Consider the following 17,066-nt stretch of genomic DNA (forward strand, 5'->3'; position numbering starts at 1 on the left):
CCCTGGGAGGACATGTCCATTTTTAGCCGCGGCGGGTGGGCATTGTGGGTTTATGCCCAACGCTTGCGGCGACGGGAGGGCATGTCCCGCGGCGGGGGGCGCGAGGGGAGAGCATGTCCACCCGTCAGGCCGGAGGGCGGGCAAGTTGAGATGCGGGCAGGCTAGGCGCGGGAGGTCAGCGTGAGCAGGACGGCCTCGGGCCGGCAGGCGATGCGGACCGGGGCGAAGCGGGAGGTGCCGATGCCTCCCGAGACGTTCACCGGGGTCGTGCTGCCATTGCTTTCCCACGTGTGCAGGCCCCGGGCCCGCCAGGCGGGAAGGTCGCAGTTGGTGACAAGTGCCCCGTATCCCGGGACACAGATCTGTCCGCCGTGGGTGTGGCCGGCCAGGAGGAGGTCGGCGCCGGCTTCGGTGAAGTGGTCGAGGACGCGCTGGTAAGGAGCGTGCGCCACGGCGATGCGCACATGCGGGTCGGCGTCCCGGCCCTTGGTGCCGCGCGGCCAGCCCGCATACCGTTCGAGGCGCAGGTGGGGATCGTCGACGCCGGAGAAATCAAAGCGCATGCCCTTCAGCACCAGGGACTGGCAGCGGTTGGTCAGTTCCACCCAGCCCGACATGCCGAACTCGGACCTCAGCCGGGGCCAGTCGAGTTTCTCCGGTTCTTCGCGCTGGGCCGAGGGGCCGCGCAAATACGAAGCGGGGTTCCTGAAGCTCGGGCCGAAGTAGTCGTTCGAGCCGGGGACAAACACGCCAGGGAACTCCAGCAGGGGACGCAGGGCCGCCACGAGGGGGTCAACGCCGTTGGCATGGCTGAGGTTATCGCCCGTATTCACCACGAGATCCGGCCTCAACTCCGCCAGCGACGACAGCCACCGGGCCTTCCGGTGCTGGCCCGGTACGAAGTGGATGTCGGAGAGGTGCAGGACCCGGAACGGGCCGAACCCGGCCGGCAGGATGGGAAGGGTCTCCTCCCTAAGCACGAACTGGTTCTTCTCCCACAGCCCATAGCCGGCGGCGGCAGCCCCAGCCGCCGTCCCGACCGCGGCGGTCACGGCAAAGCCGCGTCCGATGCTTCGAACGCGGCTTGCCAGATGGTTTCCCCAGCTCATCGGCTACTTCTTGCCGGACGACTTCGTGGGTTCCGGCTTCGGCTCGGCCGACGGTTCCGTGGACGGTTCCGCGGCCGGAGCGGTGCTCCGCTCCACCGGGGTGGTGTCCCGCGGCGGGGCCACCGGCGCCGGGGTGTACAGCATGTCCGACGGCGGAGCCGGGAACGGATCCGTGCCGTAGGCCGGCGCAATCTGGGCCATGTAGTTCGAGAACTGCGGCCCGGCGATCATGTAGCCGTCGATGCCCTTGTAGAAGTTGCCGTTGACCGTGACATTCTGGCCCGCCCGCTTCTGGTCGCCCAGGGGATCGCCAAACCATGTGGCCGTCGCAAGGCCCTTGGTGTAGCCGGCCACCCACGTCGAGCTATTGGTGTCGTTCGTTCCGGTCTTGGCCGCGATGGGGAAGCTGGTCCGGGTCGAAATCCGGGGCTGGATTAGCGAGCCCGAGCCGCGGTTAAGTACTTCCTGCATGGCGTACGCGACGCCGTGGGCCACCTCAGGCTTGACGGCATCCCGGCAGCTGGGTGTTTGGGCCGGCAGTTGGGCGCCAGTTGCGTCCGTCACAGAATCGATGGCGATCGGTTCGCAGTACTTGCCGTCGTTGGCGAAGGTGGCAAACGCGCTGGCCATGGTCAGCGGTGCCGTCTGAGTCGACCCGATGAGGTTGCCGAGGGTGGTCATCGGCACTGGCGGGTTGGGGTTGTCCTTGCTCGGCAGGCCGCCGTGAATGCCGACGGCGTCCACGATCTTCTGGATCCCGCAGAGGTCAACTTGGGCGGCAGTAGCGAAGGTGATCGTGTTGATTGAATTCGCCAGGCCGTCAAGGACCGACATGTACTTGTAGTGGTTCTCGTCAGCGTTCTGTAGGTCAAAGCTGCCGGGGACGTTGTTGTCGTAGATTCCGTCGGTCGGCGCGGGGCAGGTGTTCTTCCACGGGAAGCCGGGAGAGTATCGGCGCACGGCGCCGTTGAGCCGCGTGCTCATCGAATTGCCCTCATTGAGCCACTCCGCGAACGTGAAGGGCTTCATCGTGGAGCCGGGCTGGAAGCCGCCGAGACCGTTGAGGTCATTTCCCTTGGCGTCCTGGACGTCCACGTTGAAGTTCTGCGTCTGGTCGAACTTGCCGGCCGCCGGGAACCACACGGTGTTTTGGGCCATGGAGACGATCTTGCCGGAGGCCGGCTGTACCGACACCAGGGAGGCGCCCCACTTGTCCGGGTTCGCCCCGGCTGACCCGTCAACCTGGGCCTGGGCCACGGCCTGGGCCTTCGGATCCAGCGTGGTCTTGATGGTCAGTCCGCCGCGGAATATCTTCCGTTCACGCTCGGCGGCGTCGGCCCCGTAGGCCGGGTTGTTCAGGAGCAGGTGGAGCACGTAGTCGCAGAAATACGGAGCCGTCTTCGAGTAGGCACAGCCCTGCCGGGGCTGGGTGACCTTAGTCGTCACCGGCGTCGCGACCGCTGCGTCGTACTCGGCCTGCTTGATCTTGCCCTGGGTCAGCATCGCATGGAGCACGAGGTCGCGGCGGACCTTGGCGTTCTCCGGATTGGTGATCGGGTCGTAGTAGGAAGGGCTGTTCACGACGCCGGCCAGCAGCGCCGCCTGCGGCACGGTCAGATTCTTGGCCGTGGTGCTGAAGAAGAACTTGGATGCGGCTTCGATGCCGTAGGCGTCCCGGTTGAAGAACACGATGTTCAGGTAGCCCTCAAGGATCTGCTCCTTGGTGAACTTCTTCTCCAGCGCGATGGCCAGCTTCATTTCACGGAGCTTGTCCCCGACGCCCTTGTTAACGCCATTGAGGAGGACCTCGTCGCCCTTGCCTTCGGCCTCCAGCGAGGAGTTGATGACGTTGTTCACGTACTGCTGCGTAATGGTGGACGCACCCTGCTTGTTGCCGCGGGCCGTGCTCACTAGGGCACGCAGGATGCCGGTGGTGTCCACGCCGCCGTGCTCGTAGAAGCGGCTGTCCTCGATGGCGATGATCGCGTCCTTGATGTGCGGGGACATCTGGTCCAGCGACACCCGGGTGCGGTTCTCCGCGTAGAGGTTGGCGATCACGCTGCCGTCGGAGGCCAGGATCGTGGTCGACTGGCTCGGCGGATCGACCTTCAGCTCTGCTGGAAGCGTGTCGAAGAACTGGATCGAACCGCTCGCCGCGCTGCCTGAAACAGCCGCCGCGGGGACCAGGAGGCCCGCCACCAGGACGCCGCAAATAGCGCTCACGCCCAGGAAAAGAAAGATCTTTCCGAGGGTGGTGGCCGTGTCAAATAAAGGGTTCTTGCCAGTCGCCATGTTTTCCACTTTACCGGCAACGACTAGGCTTTATGTCATGACCAAATGGGAGTACGCCACGATTCCGCTCATTATCCACGCCACGAAACAGATCCTGGACCAGTGGGGCGAGGACGGCTGGGAGCTCGTCCAGGTTGTTCCTGGCCCTGACGGAAACGGCCTGGTTGCCTACCTGAAGCGGGAGAAGCAGTAGCCATGAGCACCCCCTCAGAAGCCATGCCGGCCACGCCGGCGGGCCCGGACAACGTCTCCGAAAACACCTCTGCCGCGACGGCCACCGGCGCGTCGTCCGCCGTCGAACAACGCCTGGCAGAGCTGGGTCTGACGCTCCCTGACGTCGCGGCCCCGGTCGCGGCGTATGTTCCGGCCGTCATTTCCGGCAACCACGTCTACACCTCCGGGCAGCTGCCGTTCATCAACGGCAAGCTCGAGGCCACCGGCAAGGTGTCCGCCGGCGCAGCGGGCGCCGCCGATGAATCCACCGTGTCCCCGGAGGACGCGAAGGCCTACGCTGCCGTCTGCGCCGTGAACGCCCTGGCCGCCGTCAAGAGCGTGATCGGCGACCTCGACCGCATCACGCGGATCGTCAAGGTTGTCGGATTTGTTTCCTCCGACCCTTCCTTTACCGGCCAGCCTGGCGTCATCAACGGCGCCTCGGAGCTGCTGGGCCAGGTCCTCGGCGACGCCGGCCAGCACGCACGTTCCGCCGTCGGGGTATCCGTCCTGCCGCTCGACTCGCCCGTCGAAGTCGAACTGATCGCCGAATTCGCCTAGAAGGCCGGTCACTTCGTTGCCTCAGTTAGCGCGTCGCCTGTTTGTTCTGCCCCCCGATCTCGAGGGAGCAGCCCGGAGCTGGATTGAACACGGTGAGCGGACGCCCCGTGCCCCCCGCCTGGCCTCCTCGGTGATCCTCCTACGGGACTCGCCCACAGGCCTGGAAACCTGGCTCGGTTACCGGACGGGGTCCTCCCCGCTCGGTGTCCTCGCCTTCCCCGGCGGATCGCTGGAAGCGACCGACGACGACGCCGTCGGCTGGCTTGGCCCCTCACCCCAGCACTGGGCCGAGCAGATGGGAACGTCCGACGTCGGGCTGGCACGCCGCCACGTCGTCGGCGCCATCCGGGAGCTGTTTGAGGAGACCGGCATCCTGCTGGCCGGCCCCGACCTGTCCACCACGGTGGAGCTGACCTCCAGCGCCGACTGGATGCGCGCCCGCGAAGCCGTGGCGGAGCAGGAGAAATCCTTCACCGACCTGCTCGCCAAGCGTGGGCTCTCGCTGCGCACGGACCTGCTCAAGCCCCTGGTGAACTGGCTCAGCCCCGATTTTGCGCACCGCCGGTTCAACACCCGGTATTTCGCCGCCACCGTGCCCGTGAACCAGCAGCCCTCGCTGCTGGCCAGCAAGGGCGTGTGGGGCCGCTGGGTGTGCTGCCGGAAAGTCGTGGACGAGCGGGACAGCACCGTGCTTGGCGACGAGGTGGGCGAGGAGAACACCGTCGGCCGAACCCTGGGCGAACTCCTGGTGCCCGGCTCGGAGATCATGCTCGAGAAGATGGCCAAGGCCAACGGCTGCATCGCCTACCTCAGCTACAAGCGCAAGGCCCACGTCTACCAGCCGAAGCTCGTCGATGAGGAAGGCCGGCTCATGCTCGAAGTCGAAGCGGCCAAGACGATTGCCGGCGAACCCCAGCGGGAGCGCTAGGTCTTTTCTGCGGGGCTGGACATGTCCGTTCTTGACGCGTGCCGGCCCGGGACATGCCCTCCGTTGGCCCGGGCCGTTGGACATAGTGGCATTAAGTCCAGTCCTCGCTGCCGGAGCTGGGCATGTCCCGCGGACAAGCAGGCGGAGGTGCCGAGCAAAAACGACAGAAGGCCGGTCCCGTTCCCGGGGCCGGCCTTCTTGGTTGCTGCTGGGGATCCCTAGCGGGAACGCTGGCGCAGACGCTGCATGTCGAGAATGACGACGGCGCGGGCTTCCAAGCGCAGCCAGCCGCGCTGCACGAATTCAGCGAGAGCCTTGTTGACCGTTTCGCGGGAGGCGCCGACCAGCTGGGCAAGCTCTTCCTGCGTCAGTTCGTGGGCGACCAAGACGCCGTCGGTCGCCGGGCGGCCGAAGCGGTCGGCCAGATCCAGCAGTGCCTTGGCCACGCGGCCCGGGACGTCGGAGAAGACGAGGTCGGAGAGGGAGTCGTTCGTGCGGCGCAGGCGGCGTGCCAATGCCTGCAGCAGTTGGGCCGAAACCTCCGGACGGGTGCGCAGCAGCGCGTTGAGGCTCTCGTTCTTCAGTCCGGCGAGGCGCGTCTCGGAAACCGCAGTTGCCGTGGCCGTTCGGGGGCTGGGGTCAAACAGCGCCATTTCGCCGAAAAGTTCGCCCGGGCCGAGGATGGCCAGCAGTGACTCTCGGCCGTCCGGCGACGTGCGGCCGAGCTTCACCTTGCCGGAGACGATGAAGTAAAGCTGGTCACCCTGATCGCCTTCCCGGAATACCGAGGCGCCGCGTGAAAGGTCCACCTCGGTAAGTTCGTCCGTCAGCAGACGGAACGCCTCGTCGTCGAGCGTGGCGAAAAGGGGGGCGCGGCGCAATACCTCGATATCCATGAAATCTCCTGACTAGCTGTGTCGGCTGGGGCGCTTCAGCCATTCTTTCAGAATTTTGGAGCTTCTGTGACGTAGTTGGCACTGAAACGCCCGAAGGGGCCGAATGCGCACGGCTCGGGAAGTCCGCGCAGATCCCTGCGCAGGCTAACGGCCGGTCGGCAAACGTTCAGCTTACACCGGTACAATCGTCGCTGAACTGTCTGTAAGGAGCCCCGGTGTTTGGCTTGACCATTTTGGACGTGGCGTTGGTTGTGGCGCTCTTGTCCTACCTGATCCACGGTCTTCGCAACGGCTTCCTTGTGACGCTGGGCGGCATCGCGGGATTCGCTGCCGGCGCCGTCGCCGCCTTCGTCTCCGTTCCCATCGTCAGCGGCCTGGTGGAGGACAGCGGCTGGCGCCTGACGGCAATCGTTGCCACCGCCGTCCTGCTCATGATCGTGGGGAACGGCCTCGGCACCATGATCGGGCGGCAAATCCGCAGCGTGGTCCCGTTCAGCCCCCTGCGCGCAGTGGACCGTCTCGTGGGCGGGGGCGTGAACGTGGTGGTGTCCGCACTCGTGATGTCGATGCTGGCATTCAGCATCGGGGCCCTGGGCGTGCCGTTCGTGTCCGAGCAGCTCGCGGAGTCCAAGGTCATCAGGTTCATCGACGGCGTGACGCCCACGCCGGTTAAGGCTTCGATGGCGCAGCTGCGCTCTGCCGTGATCGGCGACGGCATCCCCACCCTGCTGGACGGCTTCGGCCAGAGCCAGCCCGTTGCCATACCGAACACCAGCACGGACACGCCGGCGCTGAACAAGGCTGCCACGTCTGTACTCAAGATCGCCGGAACCGCCTACCAGTGTGGCCAGAACCAGACCGGAACCGGCTTTGTGGTCGCCCCGGGGCGGGTGGTGACCAACGCCCACGTGGTCGCGGGAGTCGACGAGCCGGTGGTGGAAACGCCCGGCGGCCGCGCACTGCCCGGGCGCGTCGTCTACTTTGACTCCCAGCACGACCTCGCCGTTGTGGCGGTGGATGGCCTGCGCTCGGAACCCCTCGCGCTGGCTGCTGACCTGCCGTCCGGCAGCGCCGCGGCCTTCGCCGGTTATCCGCACGGCGGGCCCTTCCAGTCCAAACCGGCCACGGTGCAGGACATCGCCACCGTGCTGGTCCCAGACATCTACGGCAAAAATGCGTCATCCGAGGACGTGTACCGGCTGGCCGGTGACGTGCAGCCGGGCAACTCCGGCGGCCCGCTCCTGACCATGGACGGGCAGGTCGCGGGGGTGGTCTTTGCCAAGGCCACCTCGGAGTCCTCACTCGGATTTGCGATCACCATGGCTGACCTCGGCCCGGTGGCGGCCCAAGCGCCGGGTCTTGGCAGTGCCGTCTCGTCCGGACAGTGCATCAAGAAATAGCCGAACTGGCACGTTCATGCCACCGCCGCGGCTAAAGCCACTCCAGGCTCTGCCCGTGCGGGCCGGTGATGGCCGCTGGCTGGCCGTCCTGCAGTAAAAGGAACCGGCCGCGGAGCCGGGCGTCATCCATTTCCGGGACCACATTGGACCCGTCGGCCTGCGCAATCACCGTGTGGCCTTCGTTCGAGAGCCAGTGGCAGCCCCGCTCCGCCGCAAGATCCGCCATGGTGCGCCGGAACCGAGAGCGGCCGCCGGCATCCAGGTACCCCATCACGGCGCTGTGGAACACCACCAGGGCGGCGTCGGCCGGGGCGCGGCCGACGAGTTCCACGAGCTGTTCATTGAGGTCGCCTGCCACTAACAGCGGCGGGCGTTCCTGGGCGATAGCGATCGCCTGGCGCAGCCGTTCGAGCCGGAACTCCTGCTCCGGCCAGACGAGGGCTTCGAGCCAGGCGACGTCGTCCGGGTTGCGGACGTCCAGGGGGTTGAGATCGATCCCGGCACGCCAGGCCACCCGGGCAATCTCCGCCGGCAACGGCACCGGGCCCGAGGTGACGCAGCGCAGGACCGGAAACGTGCCGGGCGTGGCGCCGGCCGGAACCAGCCGTGTCGTCTGTGGTTCAGAGGCCTCCGCCGGGTCCGCGTCCGCCGCGCCGCCGCCGCCGGCACCGTCCGCCGCGCCGCCGCCGCCGGCATCTTCTGCCGCGCCGCCGTCGGCAGCGTCGCCCGCCGCGCCGTCGGTAGCGTCTTTCGCCGCGCAGCCCTCGGCCCGTGCGCCGACAAACTCGTAGCCGTAGTGGTCAGGGAACAAAGCCAGCCCGGCAGAGGCGCCCACCTCGATGAGGGCCAGCGGCCGGCCCTCCACGGCCGAAATCTGTGCGAGTGAGGGCAACAGCGTGGCGCAGCGTCCGGCCTCGTTCGTCTGTGTGGACCGCGAGAGCACAATTTCCGAGACTTCGGCCCACTGGTCGTCCAGGAAGGTCCGGAAGTCTCCGTAGGGGCTGACCTGCGCGCCGAGGAACCGGGCCGCCGCGAGGATCAGCAGCGGCTGCCGCTTGTTGTGGGGCCACTGATCGATCCGCCGGATCAGCTCGGCGTCACCGGCGATCCCCACGGCCCATGCGGCATAGCACGGGGAGGAACCGGGGGCATCGACCGTGCCGAAATGCCGGAACCACTGCGCCGTGGCTGATTCCGTGGCCGAGTCCCCGCCCGAGTCCCCGCCCGAGTCCCCGCCCGAGTCTCCGGACGCGGCCGCGGGCCCCGCGGGGGACATGCTCAGCCCTTGTCCGCGTGCAGTCCGGCGAGGTATTCCACCGCGAAGCGGTAGCCCAGGATCCCGGCGCCGGCGATCACGGCCTTGCTGATGTCCGAAAGGTAGGAATGGTGCCGGAAGGCCTCGCGGGCGTGAACATTGGTGATGTGCACCTCGACCGTCGGCAGGGCAACTGCGGAAATGGCGTCCCGGATGGCCACGGACGTGTGCGTGTAGGCGCCGGCGTTGATCACGATTCCCACCGCCTTCCCGCGTGCGGCGTGGATGGCGTCCACCAGGGCACCCTCGTGGTTGGACTGGAAGCACTCGACGTCCAGGCCGTGTGCCGCGCCGGCGTCCTTGGCGAGCTGTTCGACGTCGGCCAGGGTCGCCGTCCCGTATTTTTCCGGCTCGCGGGTGCCGAGCAGGTTCAAATTCGGTCCGTTGAGTACCAGAATGGTGCCGCGGCCTGCGCCGCTGGCGGGGGTGGCTTCAGTCATGTCTGCAAATCTATCGCGCCGCGGGCCCGCACGCGCTGTTCGTTACCGGCGCACCGTTCGCTAGGAAAGGCTGCCCGCTGCGGCGTCGACCTACAGGACCGACGACGGCGGCGCGGCCCACCGGAGTGGGAGGCGCCGCCGCCGGCCGAACGCCGTCGGCAAAACGTGTCGAAAGGGGCGGCGCCGGCTATTTCTTCAGCGATTGTGCGATCTGGGTCATGACGGTGTTGTCGGCCAGGGTGGTCGCGTCGCCGACCTCGCGGCCTTCCGCGACGTCCTTGAGCAGGCGGCGCATGATCTTCCCGGACCGGGTCTTGGGCAGTTCGGGGACCACGAGGATGGTTTTGGGTTTGGCGATCGGACCGATTTCCTTGCCCACGTGGTTGCGGAGTTCCTGCACGATCGCCTCTCCGGTGTCCACGGCGTCCCCGCGCAGGATCACGAAGGCGACGACGGCCTGGCCGGTGGTCTCGTCCGCGGCTCCGACGACGGCGGCTTCCGCGACCGCGGGGTGGGATACCAGTGCGGACTCGATTTCGGCGGTGGAGAGCCGGTGCCCGGAAATGTTCATCACGTCATCGACCCGGCCGAGGAGCCAGATATCGCCGTCCTCGTCCTTTTTGGCGCCGTCGCCGGCGAAGTACATGGTCTCGAAGCGGGACCAGTAGGTTTCCTTGAACCGTTCCGGGTCGCCCCAGATCCCGCGCAGCATGGCCGGCCAGGGTTCGCGGATCACCAGGAAGCCGCCGTGGCCGTTGGGCACCGATTCGCCGGCCTCGTCCACGACGTCCACGGCGATGCCGGGCAGCGGGACCTGGGCCGAGCCGGGCTTGGTCGCCGTGACCCCCGGCAGCGGGGCGATCATTTGCGCCCCGGTCTCGGTCTGCCACCAGGTGTCCACGATCGGTGCGGGGTTCTCCTTGCGTTCGCCGTTCTTGCCGGCATTGGAACCGATGACCTCGCGGTACCACATCCAGGCTTCCGGGTTGATGGGTTCGCCGACCGAACCGAGCACGCGGATCGAGGAGAGGTCGGACTTGGCCGGGATGTCCTTGCCCCACTTCATGAACGTGCGGATCGCGGTGGGGGCGGTGTAGAGGATGGAGACCTTGTACTTCTCCACGATCTCCCACCAGCGGCCCTGGTGCGGGGAGTCCGGCGTGCCTTCGTACATGACCTGGGTCGCTCCGTTGATGAGCGGGGCGTAGGCGACGTAGGAGTGCCCGGTGACCCAGCCGATGTCGGCGGTGCACCAGTAGACGTCGGTCTCCGGGTGGAGATCGAAGACCGCCCGGTGCGTGTAGGCGGTCTGGGTGAGGTAGCCGCCGGTGGTGTGCAGGATGCCCTTGGGCTTTCCGGTGGTGCCGGAGGTGTAGAGGATGAAGAGCGGGTGCTCGGCGTCGTGCCCGGCGGCGGTGTGCTCGGCGGACGCGGCGCCGACGGTGTCCGCCCACCAGTGGTCCCTGCCCTCGTGCCAGTCCACGTCCTGGCCGTTGCGCCTGACGACCACCACGTTCTGCACGCTGTGGCCGTCCCCGTCTCCGGCCCGGGCCAGGGCGTCGTCGACCGCGGCCTTCAGGGCGCTGGGCTTGCCGCGGCGGTAGGTGCCGTCGGCCGTGACCACGAGCTTGGCCTCGGCGTCGTCAATCCGGGAACGCAGGGCATCGGCGGAGAAGCCGCCGAAGACCACGGAGTGGATGGCGCCGATCCTGGCGCAGGCCAGCATGGTGATCACGGCCTCGGGAATCATCGGCAGGTAGACCGCGACGCGGTCGCCCTTGGCCACGCCCAGGGACTCGAAGGCGTTCGCGGCCTTCTTCACTTCCTCGGTGAGCTGTGCGTAGGTGTACGTGCGGGTATCGCCCGGCTCGCCCTCGAAGTAGATCGCCACCCGGTCCCCGTGGCCGGCCTCGACATGGCGGTCCAGGGCGTTGTAGGCGGCGTTGACCTCCCCGCCGACAAACCACTTCGCGAACGGCGGGTTGGACCAGTCCAGCGTCTGGGTGAAGTCCCTGGACCAGTCCAGCAGTTCGCGGGCCTGCTTCGCCCAGAACGCGGGCCGGTCGGCGTCGGCCTCGGCGTACTCCCCGGCGGTGACCACCGCATTCGCCGCGAACTCGGCCGACGGCGCGAAACGGCGGTTCTCCTGGGACAGGTTTTCGAAGGCATCGCCGTGGGGCGTCTGCGTGGCCATGGAGCCGGGTGTCTGCTGGGACATGGTGAACCTCATCATTCATCGATCCGGGCTGCGCGGCCATGCGCGTCGCCTCCGCGCCGGGCCGCATGCGCGACGTCGGGCGGCGGCAGACCGCGGCAGTGCCGCTGGAGCTGTCTGGAATAAACACTAATACGCGGGTCCGACCAAACGTGCGCCCCGTCACAAACAGCGCCGTAAGCGGTGTTTGTTAAGCGCCGAGTGGTTCGTTGGTGACGCCGGACGGTGTCCGGGAGTCAAGCGTCCGGGATTCGGAAAGTCGGAGAATTCTGCTGTGGCCGCCCTCGGCTTGTCAGCTAGTGATCGGCCATCCACTTGGCTAGGCTGAGATGAAGTTGTGACATCCGATGGAGGCGACAGGAACCGCTTGCGGTGCTGTCTTAGCCTGCCGTTAGGCGGCGCTGTCCAGGGTGCCGCCATGCTAAGGAGATACGGAATGAACGAGCAAAACAACGGGCAGCTCCGGGCGCCCGCCCAGAGCCAGGGCGGAACGGCGCAGCCGGGGCCGGCCGGGTTCGGGGATGCGCCACGCTTCACGGTGGACAAGAAGACCGCGAAGAAGAACGAGGCCGTCCTCGGCCCCTTCACTGTCCGGGACCTCACAGTCTTCGGCTCCACACTGCTTCTTTTCATTGCCTCGCTGATTCCGATGTTTGCTTTCGCATACAACTTGTGGAACCTGGGCAGCCTGTTCTTCCTGGGCCTGGGCATCGTGCTTCCGCTCATTGTCACCGCGTTGTTCGTGGCCCGCCGTCTCAGCCCGTCGACCAGGATCCGGATCGGGTCCCTTTCGATCGACCAGTTCGCGTCCGTGGTGGCGTCTTTCACGCTGGCCTTCTTCTTCCTGGCTGTCGCCGGGGCGTTCGTGCCCAGCATGCTGATAGCGCTCCTTGGCGCCTTGGGACTCTTCGCGGCCACCGTCCTGGCCCGCTGGATCCCGTTCTTTGCCGGCGACTTCCTGGGCCGGGAGGAAACGCCTGCCCACATCGTGGCCCGTGAAGCTGTTGCCCCGGTACAAAAGCCCCGTGCGCCCAAGACGCCGAAGACGCCGAAGCAGCCCAAAACGGCCAAGGACTCCGCGGGAAGTGCATCCAAGGCGGCAGCAACCGGCGCGGCAGCATCCGGTGCCGCAGCAACCGGCGCGGCAGCATCGGGCGCGGCAGCGGGCTGGGGTAAGCGCCCGGCCGCCAGCAGCCCGGTAGCCAGCGGCCAGGCGGCTGCGCCGGCGGCTACCTCACCGGCCGCGCCGGCGGCGGGGGCGCCTTCAACTGGAGCGGCATCCGTTGCAGCACCGGGCGCTGCGGCGCCCAGCGCACCGGCGACCCAGATTTCCGGCGTAGTACCCGCAGTCAGCGCGGCTGCCCCAGCGCCGTCGGCTGCGTCGACGCCGTCGAAGTCAGCTGAGCCGGCTGCTGAGGCACGGTTCGCTGAGCCGGCTGCGTCCGGCGCTGAACAGACCCGGGCCGCCGCCGTCCCGGCCGCTGCTGCCGGTGCTGCCGCTGCCGCTGGTGCCGTTGCCGGCGCAGGTGCGCCTACTGCCGCCGCTGCGCAGACCCCGCCCGCGGCTGAACAGACCGAGGCCGCTGACGTTCCGGCAACCCCCGGCGGCAGTGCCCCCACCACCGTCAACCCCCAGGTCCGGCCCAACGAGCAGGTCCGCCCGCAGGAGCCCATCGGCGCCACCGTGGATCCCGCCAGCCGGCCCGCCGAGGACGATGTCCACCCTGTGCACGAGGCGTTCTGGTTCGCCGTCGCACAGCCCCGCACCGCCGTCGACCCGCGCACCGGAGCCCCGGCGTTCGTCATTGAACCCGGCGGCTGGGTCCTTGCCATTGAGGACCGCGGCAACGAATTCCTGGTCCAGCACACCGACGGCCGGTTGGGCGTTTTGCGGGACCTCAGCAACATCGAACGCGGTTAGCCAACCCCCGTGGCCACGGAATCCGGCAGCACGGTATCCGGCACCCCGGTCCCCGGGAGCGCCAGGCCCGGTGCGGCGCGGGCGTCCGGGGAGTCTGTCCTGGCGCTCAAGCGCCGCGCGCGCCGGATTAACCGGGAACTCGCGGAACAGTACCCCTATGCCCACGCGGAGCTGGACTTCCGCAGCCCGTTCGAGCTCGTGATAGCAACCGTGCTGTCCGCACAGACCACGGACGTGCTGGTCAACCAGATCACGCCCCTGCTGTTCGCGCGGTACCCGGATGCGCGGCAGATGGCAGAGGCGGATCCGGCCGAGCTGGAGGCCATCATCAAGCCCACCGGCTTCTTTCGCGCCAAGGCCAGAAATCTCCTGGCGCTGTGCACCCGGCTTGTGGACGAGTACGACGGCGAGGTGCCGGGCCGGCTGGCGGACCTGGTGACGCTGCCCGGCGTCGGGCGGAAAACCGCGAACGTCGTGCTGGGCAATGCCTTCGGCATTCCGGGCATCACGGTGGACACCCACTTCGGCCGGCTGGCGCGTCGTTTGGGCTGGACGGAATCGGATGACCCGGTCCGGATCGAGTCCGACGTCGCTGCGCTGTTCGAACCGAAGGACTGGACCATGCTCTCGCACCGCGTCGTCTTTCACGGCCGCCGCGTCTGCCACTCCCGCAAGCCGGCCTGCGGCGCCTGCGCCGTCGCCAACTGGTGCCCCAGCTACGGGATGGGGGAAACCGATCCGGAGAAGGCAAAGAAACTGCTGAAGTACGAGCTCGCCCCGGGGCAGGAGGCACTGCTGGCCCGGTTGCTGGCCGAGACGCACCGGGCCGCGGAAATCCGGATGGAATCGCAGAGGAAGCAGCCGTGACCGCGCGCCAGGACCTCGTTAACCTCGTTGCCGCGGTGGAGGCGGGCACGGCGCCGGCCCCTGATCCGCGCTGGCGGGAACTCGCCGTCGAGCCCGGCGAGCGGGTCCGCAGGGCCGCTGTGCTCATGCTCTTTGGTGCGCTGGGCAACGATCCAGCCGAGTCCGAGAAGCTGCTGGCTCCAGCCGATTTGGACGTGCTGCTGCTGCAGCGGGCCCAAACCCTGGAGGACCATCCCGGGCAAGTGGCGTTTCCAGGCGGTGGCATCGACCCGGGTGAATCCGTGGTCGACGCTGCCCTTCGCGAGGCTGAAGAGGAGACCGGACTGAACCCTGCGGGCGTGGACGTCCTCGGAGTGATGCCTGAACTGGCGCTGCCCCGGGGTAATTTCCTGGTCACCCCGGTCCTGGCCTGGTGGGCCGCCCAGTCACCGGTCCGAGTGGTGGACTACGGTGAATCCGCCCAGGTGTTCCGTGTTCCGGTCCGGGATCTGCTGGACCCGGACAACCGGGTGATGGCAACGGTCAGCCGGGCCGGCCAAACGTTCCAGAGCCCCGCCTTCACCGTCAACGGCGTGGTGGTCTGGGGGTTTACCGGGATGATCCTGAACCAGCTCTTTGAACAGCTGGGCTGGGCCGTTCCGTGGGACCGCGCACGGTTCCACGCGATTGACGTGTGAACCCTCAGGGCACCGGCCGGTCCGCTAGCCGGTAGCCACGGCGCTGCGCGCCAGGGGAGCGCGCGCCCGTCCTCCCGACCTGCCGGCGGCGGCCCGCGAGTGCGTACTGGAACCGTCCACAATCAGGCCGGTCGCGGCGTTCTCGCGCACGGCGTTGATGCCCGCCGCCGCGCTTTTGATGGAGCTGAAGAGCGGTGACACGGCCACTACCGTGCCATCCGCCGCCGTCAACCTAAAGAAATATGCCTTGTCGCCAGCCTGCGCGATCTCAAAAATGCCAGCCAAACTGCTGCCTCCCCAATTTCCTTGCCTCGTTGCAATAGCCGGCGGTTCGTACGGGAAATTCGCCGGCCTTCTCGAGGGTAGCCCGGTGATGGAGCCCACACAACGCTACCGACGGGTACGTTACAGGCGGTGACCTCGGTCACTCATTTGGCGTTGTCGTACGAGTCCACCACCGCTACGCTGACCGGAAATTCCACCGGAATCCGGCCGAACAGCAGCTCCTTGGCGGCAGCTGCGGAGTCCTCGATCGCCTTGATGCAATCCCCGACGGCGCTTTCGGGGCAGTGCACCATTACTTCGTCGTGGAGGAAGAACACCAGTTCGCCAACGGCGGCGCCGTCCGATTGCATGGCGCGCAGCCGGCGTCGCAATTCAGCGAGCCAGCACGCCGCCCAATCAGCGGCCGAGCCCTGGACCACGAAGTTCCGGGTGAAGCGGCCGCGCGAGCGGGCGATCGAGTCCGCCCGGCGCTGTTCTTCCGCGGTGGTGGAGTGCTGGCTCTGCAACCAGCGGTCCGACGGCGGCGGGCTGCTCCGGCCCAGCCGTGAGGTGACGGTCCTGCCGGCTTCGCCGTCGCGGGCAGCTTGCTCGACGAAGCCCACGGCGCGGGGGTACGTGCGGGCCAGCTGGGGCATCAGCCGACCGGACTCACCCGTCGTCGCCCCGTAGATGGCTCCGAGGAGGGCCACCTTGGCTTTTGCCCGGTCGCCGCCGAAGCCCTGCGCGGCAATGCCTGCATAGAGGTCCTTGTCCCGGGCGGCCTCGGCCATTTTGGCATCCTGCGCCAGCGCCACGAGCACTCGCGGTTCCAGCTGCGAGGCGTCGGCAACGATCAGTTTGTGGCCTGGATCGGCGTGGACCGCGCCGCGGACCTGGCGCGGGATTTGCAGCGCCCCGCCGCCCCGGGACGCCCACCGGCCCGACACCACGCCGCCCACCACGTACTCAGGCTGGAACCGGCCGTCCTTCACCCAAGTATCAAGCCACGCCCAGCCATTGGCCGCGTGCAGACGGGCCAGTTTCTTGTAGGTCAGCAACGGCACGATCGCGGGGTGGCTGGATTCCTTCAGCTCCCATTGGCGGGTGGTCTTCACTTCGATGCCGTTGCGGTGCAGGGCGCGCATGAGCTCCTGCGGGGAGTCCGGGTTCAGCGCCGGCGACTTCAGCAGCAGCCTCAGTTCGGCTGTGAGCGATTCGAGTTTGGCCGGACGGCGGCCCGGAGCCGGGCGGGGGCCGAGGTGATCCGCGAGAATCTGCTCGTGCAGTTCCTCCCGCCACGGGACACCGGTGTGCTGCATTTCGGCGGCGATCATGGCCCCGGCCGATTCTGCTGCGAGCAACAGCTGCAGCCGTTGGCGGCGGCTCGCGTCGGTGACGATCGCCGTGCTGGAGTCCGTTCCCGCCTGGCTCAGTGCCTCCTGCTGCGCGGCGTACTCGGCGCGAAGAGCCTCAAGGGATTGGCCGGGACGCTGACCGGGGGCCGGGGCATCGAACAGGGCCCCCTGTTCCGGCGGCGGGGCAGGGGGCTGCAGGCCCCGCGGTGGCTGCTGCAGCTCGTCGTCCTGCGTCAGCTTCTCCGCCGCCTGCGCATAGCCGGTGTGGGCGGTGAACTCCGAGTGGGCCAAGATCGAACCGCACAACGTGAGGTCGTAGCAGCGCTCGAGTTCCACCGCGGCGCCCAGAAGCGCCGGATACCAGTCCTGCGTCCGGTGCCAGATCCAGCGCGGGTGCCGCTCCTCAAGCCCGCGCACCACTCCGGCGAGGTCGCCGGCGCTGACAACCCGGGGTTCCGGATTGGACGGTTCGGGGGCGCCGTCCGCCGTGAGTTGCTGCAGCGCCGCGCCGTCGGCGTGGGCAGCGAGCAGCAGGTACATAGGGTCAATTCTGCCCTGCTCCGGGGCGTGGTCCGTGCGCATTTCCTGGTCGCGGCGGCAGGAAGGCCGCGGT

Annotated in this window: 15 protein-coding genes; 7 read left to right on the plus strand and 8 right to left on the minus strand. The window is 67.9% G+C overall.

Features of this window, described 5'->3' with window-relative positions; genetic code table 11:
• Positions 1-161: 161 nt before the first annotated feature.
• Positions 162-1,109: a metallophosphoesterase gene (locus M2428_RS17495; protein WP_277527236.1), complete on the minus strand. Its 948-nt coding sequence runs from the start codon at positions 1,107-1,109 to the stop codon at positions 162-164.
• A 3-nt stretch (positions 1,110-1,112) separates the two neighbouring features.
• The gene (locus M2428_RS17500; RefSeq protein WP_277527237.1) at positions 1,113-3,401 is read right to left on the minus strand and encodes a transglycosylase domain-containing protein; all 2,289 of its coding nucleotides are present in this window, start codon (positions 3,399-3,401) and stop codon (positions 1,113-1,115) included.
• Between the two features lie 37 nt (positions 3,402-3,438).
• Here M2428_RS17500 and M2428_RS17505 point away from each other — a divergent pair, with 37 nt between their 5' ends.
• Genes M2428_RS17505 through M2428_RS17515 form a run of 3 tightly spaced genes read left to right on the plus strand, consistent with a single transcriptional unit; the run spans position 3,439 to position 5,103 of the window.
• The gene (locus tag M2428_RS17505; protein ID WP_009359196.1) at positions 3,439-3,594 is read left to right on the plus strand and encodes a DUF4177 domain-containing protein; all 156 of its coding nucleotides are present in this window, start codon (positions 3,439-3,441) and stop codon (positions 3,592-3,594) included.
• Positions 3,595-3,596: 2 nt separating this feature from the next.
• Positions 3,597-4,175 carry a RidA family protein gene (locus M2428_RS17510; RefSeq protein WP_277527238.1) on the plus strand — a complete coding sequence of 193 codons (579 nt, stop codon included), beginning with the start codon at positions 3,597-3,599 and terminating at the stop codon, positions 4,173-4,175.
• 16 nt (positions 4,176-4,191) lie between these two features.
• Positions 4,192-5,103: an NUDIX hydrolase gene (locus M2428_RS17515; protein WP_277527239.1), complete on the plus strand. Its 912-nt coding sequence runs from the start codon at positions 4,192-4,194 to the stop codon at positions 5,101-5,103.
• 218 nt (positions 5,104-5,321) lie between these two features.
• Here the strand turns inward: M2428_RS17515 and M2428_RS17520 are convergent, their stop codons facing one another.
• A complete protein-coding gene (locus M2428_RS17520) occupies positions 5,322-5,999 on the minus strand; it encodes a Crp/Fnr family transcriptional regulator (RefSeq protein ID WP_011693220.1) in 678 nt (225 codons plus the stop codon).
• Between the two features lie 215 nt (positions 6,000-6,214).
• Here M2428_RS17520 and M2428_RS17525 point away from each other — a divergent pair, with 215 nt between their 5' ends.
• The gene (locus M2428_RS17525; protein ID WP_277527240.1) at positions 6,215-7,399 is read left to right on the plus strand and encodes a MarP family serine protease; all 1,185 of its coding nucleotides are present in this window, start codon (positions 6,215-6,217) and stop codon (positions 7,397-7,399) included.
• A 31-nt stretch (positions 7,400-7,430) separates the two neighbouring features.
• On the opposite strand, the gene M2428_RS17530 is transcribed toward M2428_RS17525, so the two are convergent.
• The 3 genes from M2428_RS17530 to acs all read right to left on the minus strand — a co-directional run bounded on the left by M2428_RS17530 (position 7,431) and on the right by acs (position 11,372).
• A complete protein-coding gene (locus tag M2428_RS17530; protein ID WP_277527241.1) occupies positions 7,431-8,675 on the minus strand; it encodes a DUF2332 domain-containing protein in 1,245 nt (414 codons plus the stop codon).
• Between the two features lie 2 nt (positions 8,676-8,677).
• Complete coding sequence (gene aroQ / locus M2428_RS17535) at positions 8,678-9,154, minus strand: type II 3-dehydroquinate dehydratase (protein WP_277527242.1); 477 nt, start codon at positions 9,152-9,154, stop codon at positions 8,678-8,680.
• A gap of 187 nt (positions 9,155-9,341) precedes the next feature.
• Positions 9,342-11,372 (minus strand): acetate--CoA ligase, encoded by a 2,031-nt coding sequence (acs, locus tag M2428_RS17540; protein ID WP_277527243.1) that lies wholly within the window; start codon positions 11,370-11,372, stop codon positions 9,342-9,344.
• Between the two features lie 433 nt (positions 11,373-11,805).
• Here acs and M2428_RS17545 point away from each other — a divergent pair, with 433 nt between their 5' ends.
• From M2428_RS17545 to M2428_RS17555, 3 genes are all read left to right on the plus strand, one after another.
• A complete protein-coding gene (locus tag M2428_RS17545) occupies positions 11,806-13,290 on the plus strand; it encodes a hypothetical protein (protein ID WP_277527244.1) in 1,485 nt (494 codons plus the stop codon).
• A gap of 99 nt (positions 13,291-13,389) precedes the next feature.
• Entirely contained in the window at positions 13,390-14,157 is a 768-nt protein-coding gene (gene nth / locus M2428_RS17550; protein WP_277527297.1) for an endonuclease III, read from the plus strand.
• Entirely contained in the window at positions 14,154-14,834 is a 681-nt protein-coding gene (locus M2428_RS17555; protein ID WP_277527245.1) for a CoA pyrophosphatase, read from the plus strand. Before nth ends, M2428_RS17555 begins: the two co-directional genes overlap by 4 nt.
• 24 nt (positions 14,835-14,858) lie before the next feature.
• Here M2428_RS17555 and M2428_RS17560 read toward each other — a convergent pair whose 3' ends face one another.
• Together M2428_RS17560 and M2428_RS17565 are read right to left on the minus strand one after the other, a co-directional pair.
• Positions 14,859-15,119: a YegP family protein gene (locus M2428_RS17560; RefSeq protein ID WP_346780756.1), complete on the minus strand. Its 261-nt coding sequence runs from the start codon at positions 15,117-15,119 to the stop codon at positions 14,859-14,861.
• A 143-nt stretch (positions 15,120-15,262) separates the two neighbouring features.
• Complete coding sequence (locus M2428_RS17565; protein WP_277527246.1) at positions 15,263-16,993, minus strand: bifunctional 3'-5' exonuclease/DNA polymerase; 1,731 nt, start codon at positions 16,991-16,993, stop codon at positions 15,263-15,265.
• Between the last annotated feature and the right edge of the window lie 73 nt (positions 16,994-17,066).

The organism is Arthrobacter sp. ES3-54 (assembly GCF_029504395.1).
Taxonomy (GTDB): Bacteria; Actinomycetota; Actinomycetes; order Actinomycetales; family Micrococcaceae; genus Arthrobacter.

What these genes read in the sequence shown, in the direction of transcription:
- M2428_RS17495 (WP_277527236.1), bottom strand. Translation starts at nt 1,109, where the DNA reads ATGAGCTGGGGAAACCATCTGGCAAGCCGCGTTCGAAGCATCGGACGC.
- M2428_RS17500 (WP_277527237.1), bottom strand. Translation starts at nt 3,401, where the DNA reads ATGGCGACTGGCAAGAACCCTTTATTTGACACGGCCACCACCCTCGGA.
- M2428_RS17505 (WP_009359196.1), top strand. Translation starts at nt 3,439, where the DNA reads ATGACCAAATGGGAGTACGCCACGATTCCGCTCATTATCCACGCCACG.
- M2428_RS17510 (WP_277527238.1), top strand. Translation starts at nt 3,597, where the DNA reads ATGAGCACCCCCTCAGAAGCCATGCCGGCCACGCCGGCGGGCCCGGAC.
- M2428_RS17520 (WP_011693220.1), bottom strand. Translation starts at nt 5,999, where the DNA reads ATGGATATCGAGGTATTGCGCCGCGCCCCCCTTTTCGCCACGCTCGAC.
- M2428_RS17530 (WP_277527241.1), bottom strand. Translation starts at nt 8,675, where the DNA reads ATGTCCCCCGCGGGGCCCGCGGCCGCGTCCGGAGACTCGGGCGGGGAC.
- aroQ (WP_277527242.1), bottom strand. Translation starts at nt 9,154, where the DNA reads ATGACTGAAGCCACCCCCGCCAGCGGCGCAGGCCGCGGCACCATTCTG.
- acs (WP_277527243.1), bottom strand. Translation starts at nt 11,372, where the DNA reads ATGTCCCAGCAGACACCCGGCTCCATGGCCACGCAGACGCCCCACGGC.
- M2428_RS17545 (WP_277527244.1), top strand. Translation starts at nt 11,806, where the DNA reads ATGAACGAGCAAAACAACGGGCAGCTCCGGGCGCCCGCCCAGAGCCAG.
- M2428_RS17565 (WP_277527246.1), bottom strand. Translation starts at nt 16,993, where the DNA reads ATGTACCTGCTGCTCGCTGCCCACGCCGACGGCGCGGCGCTGCAGCAA.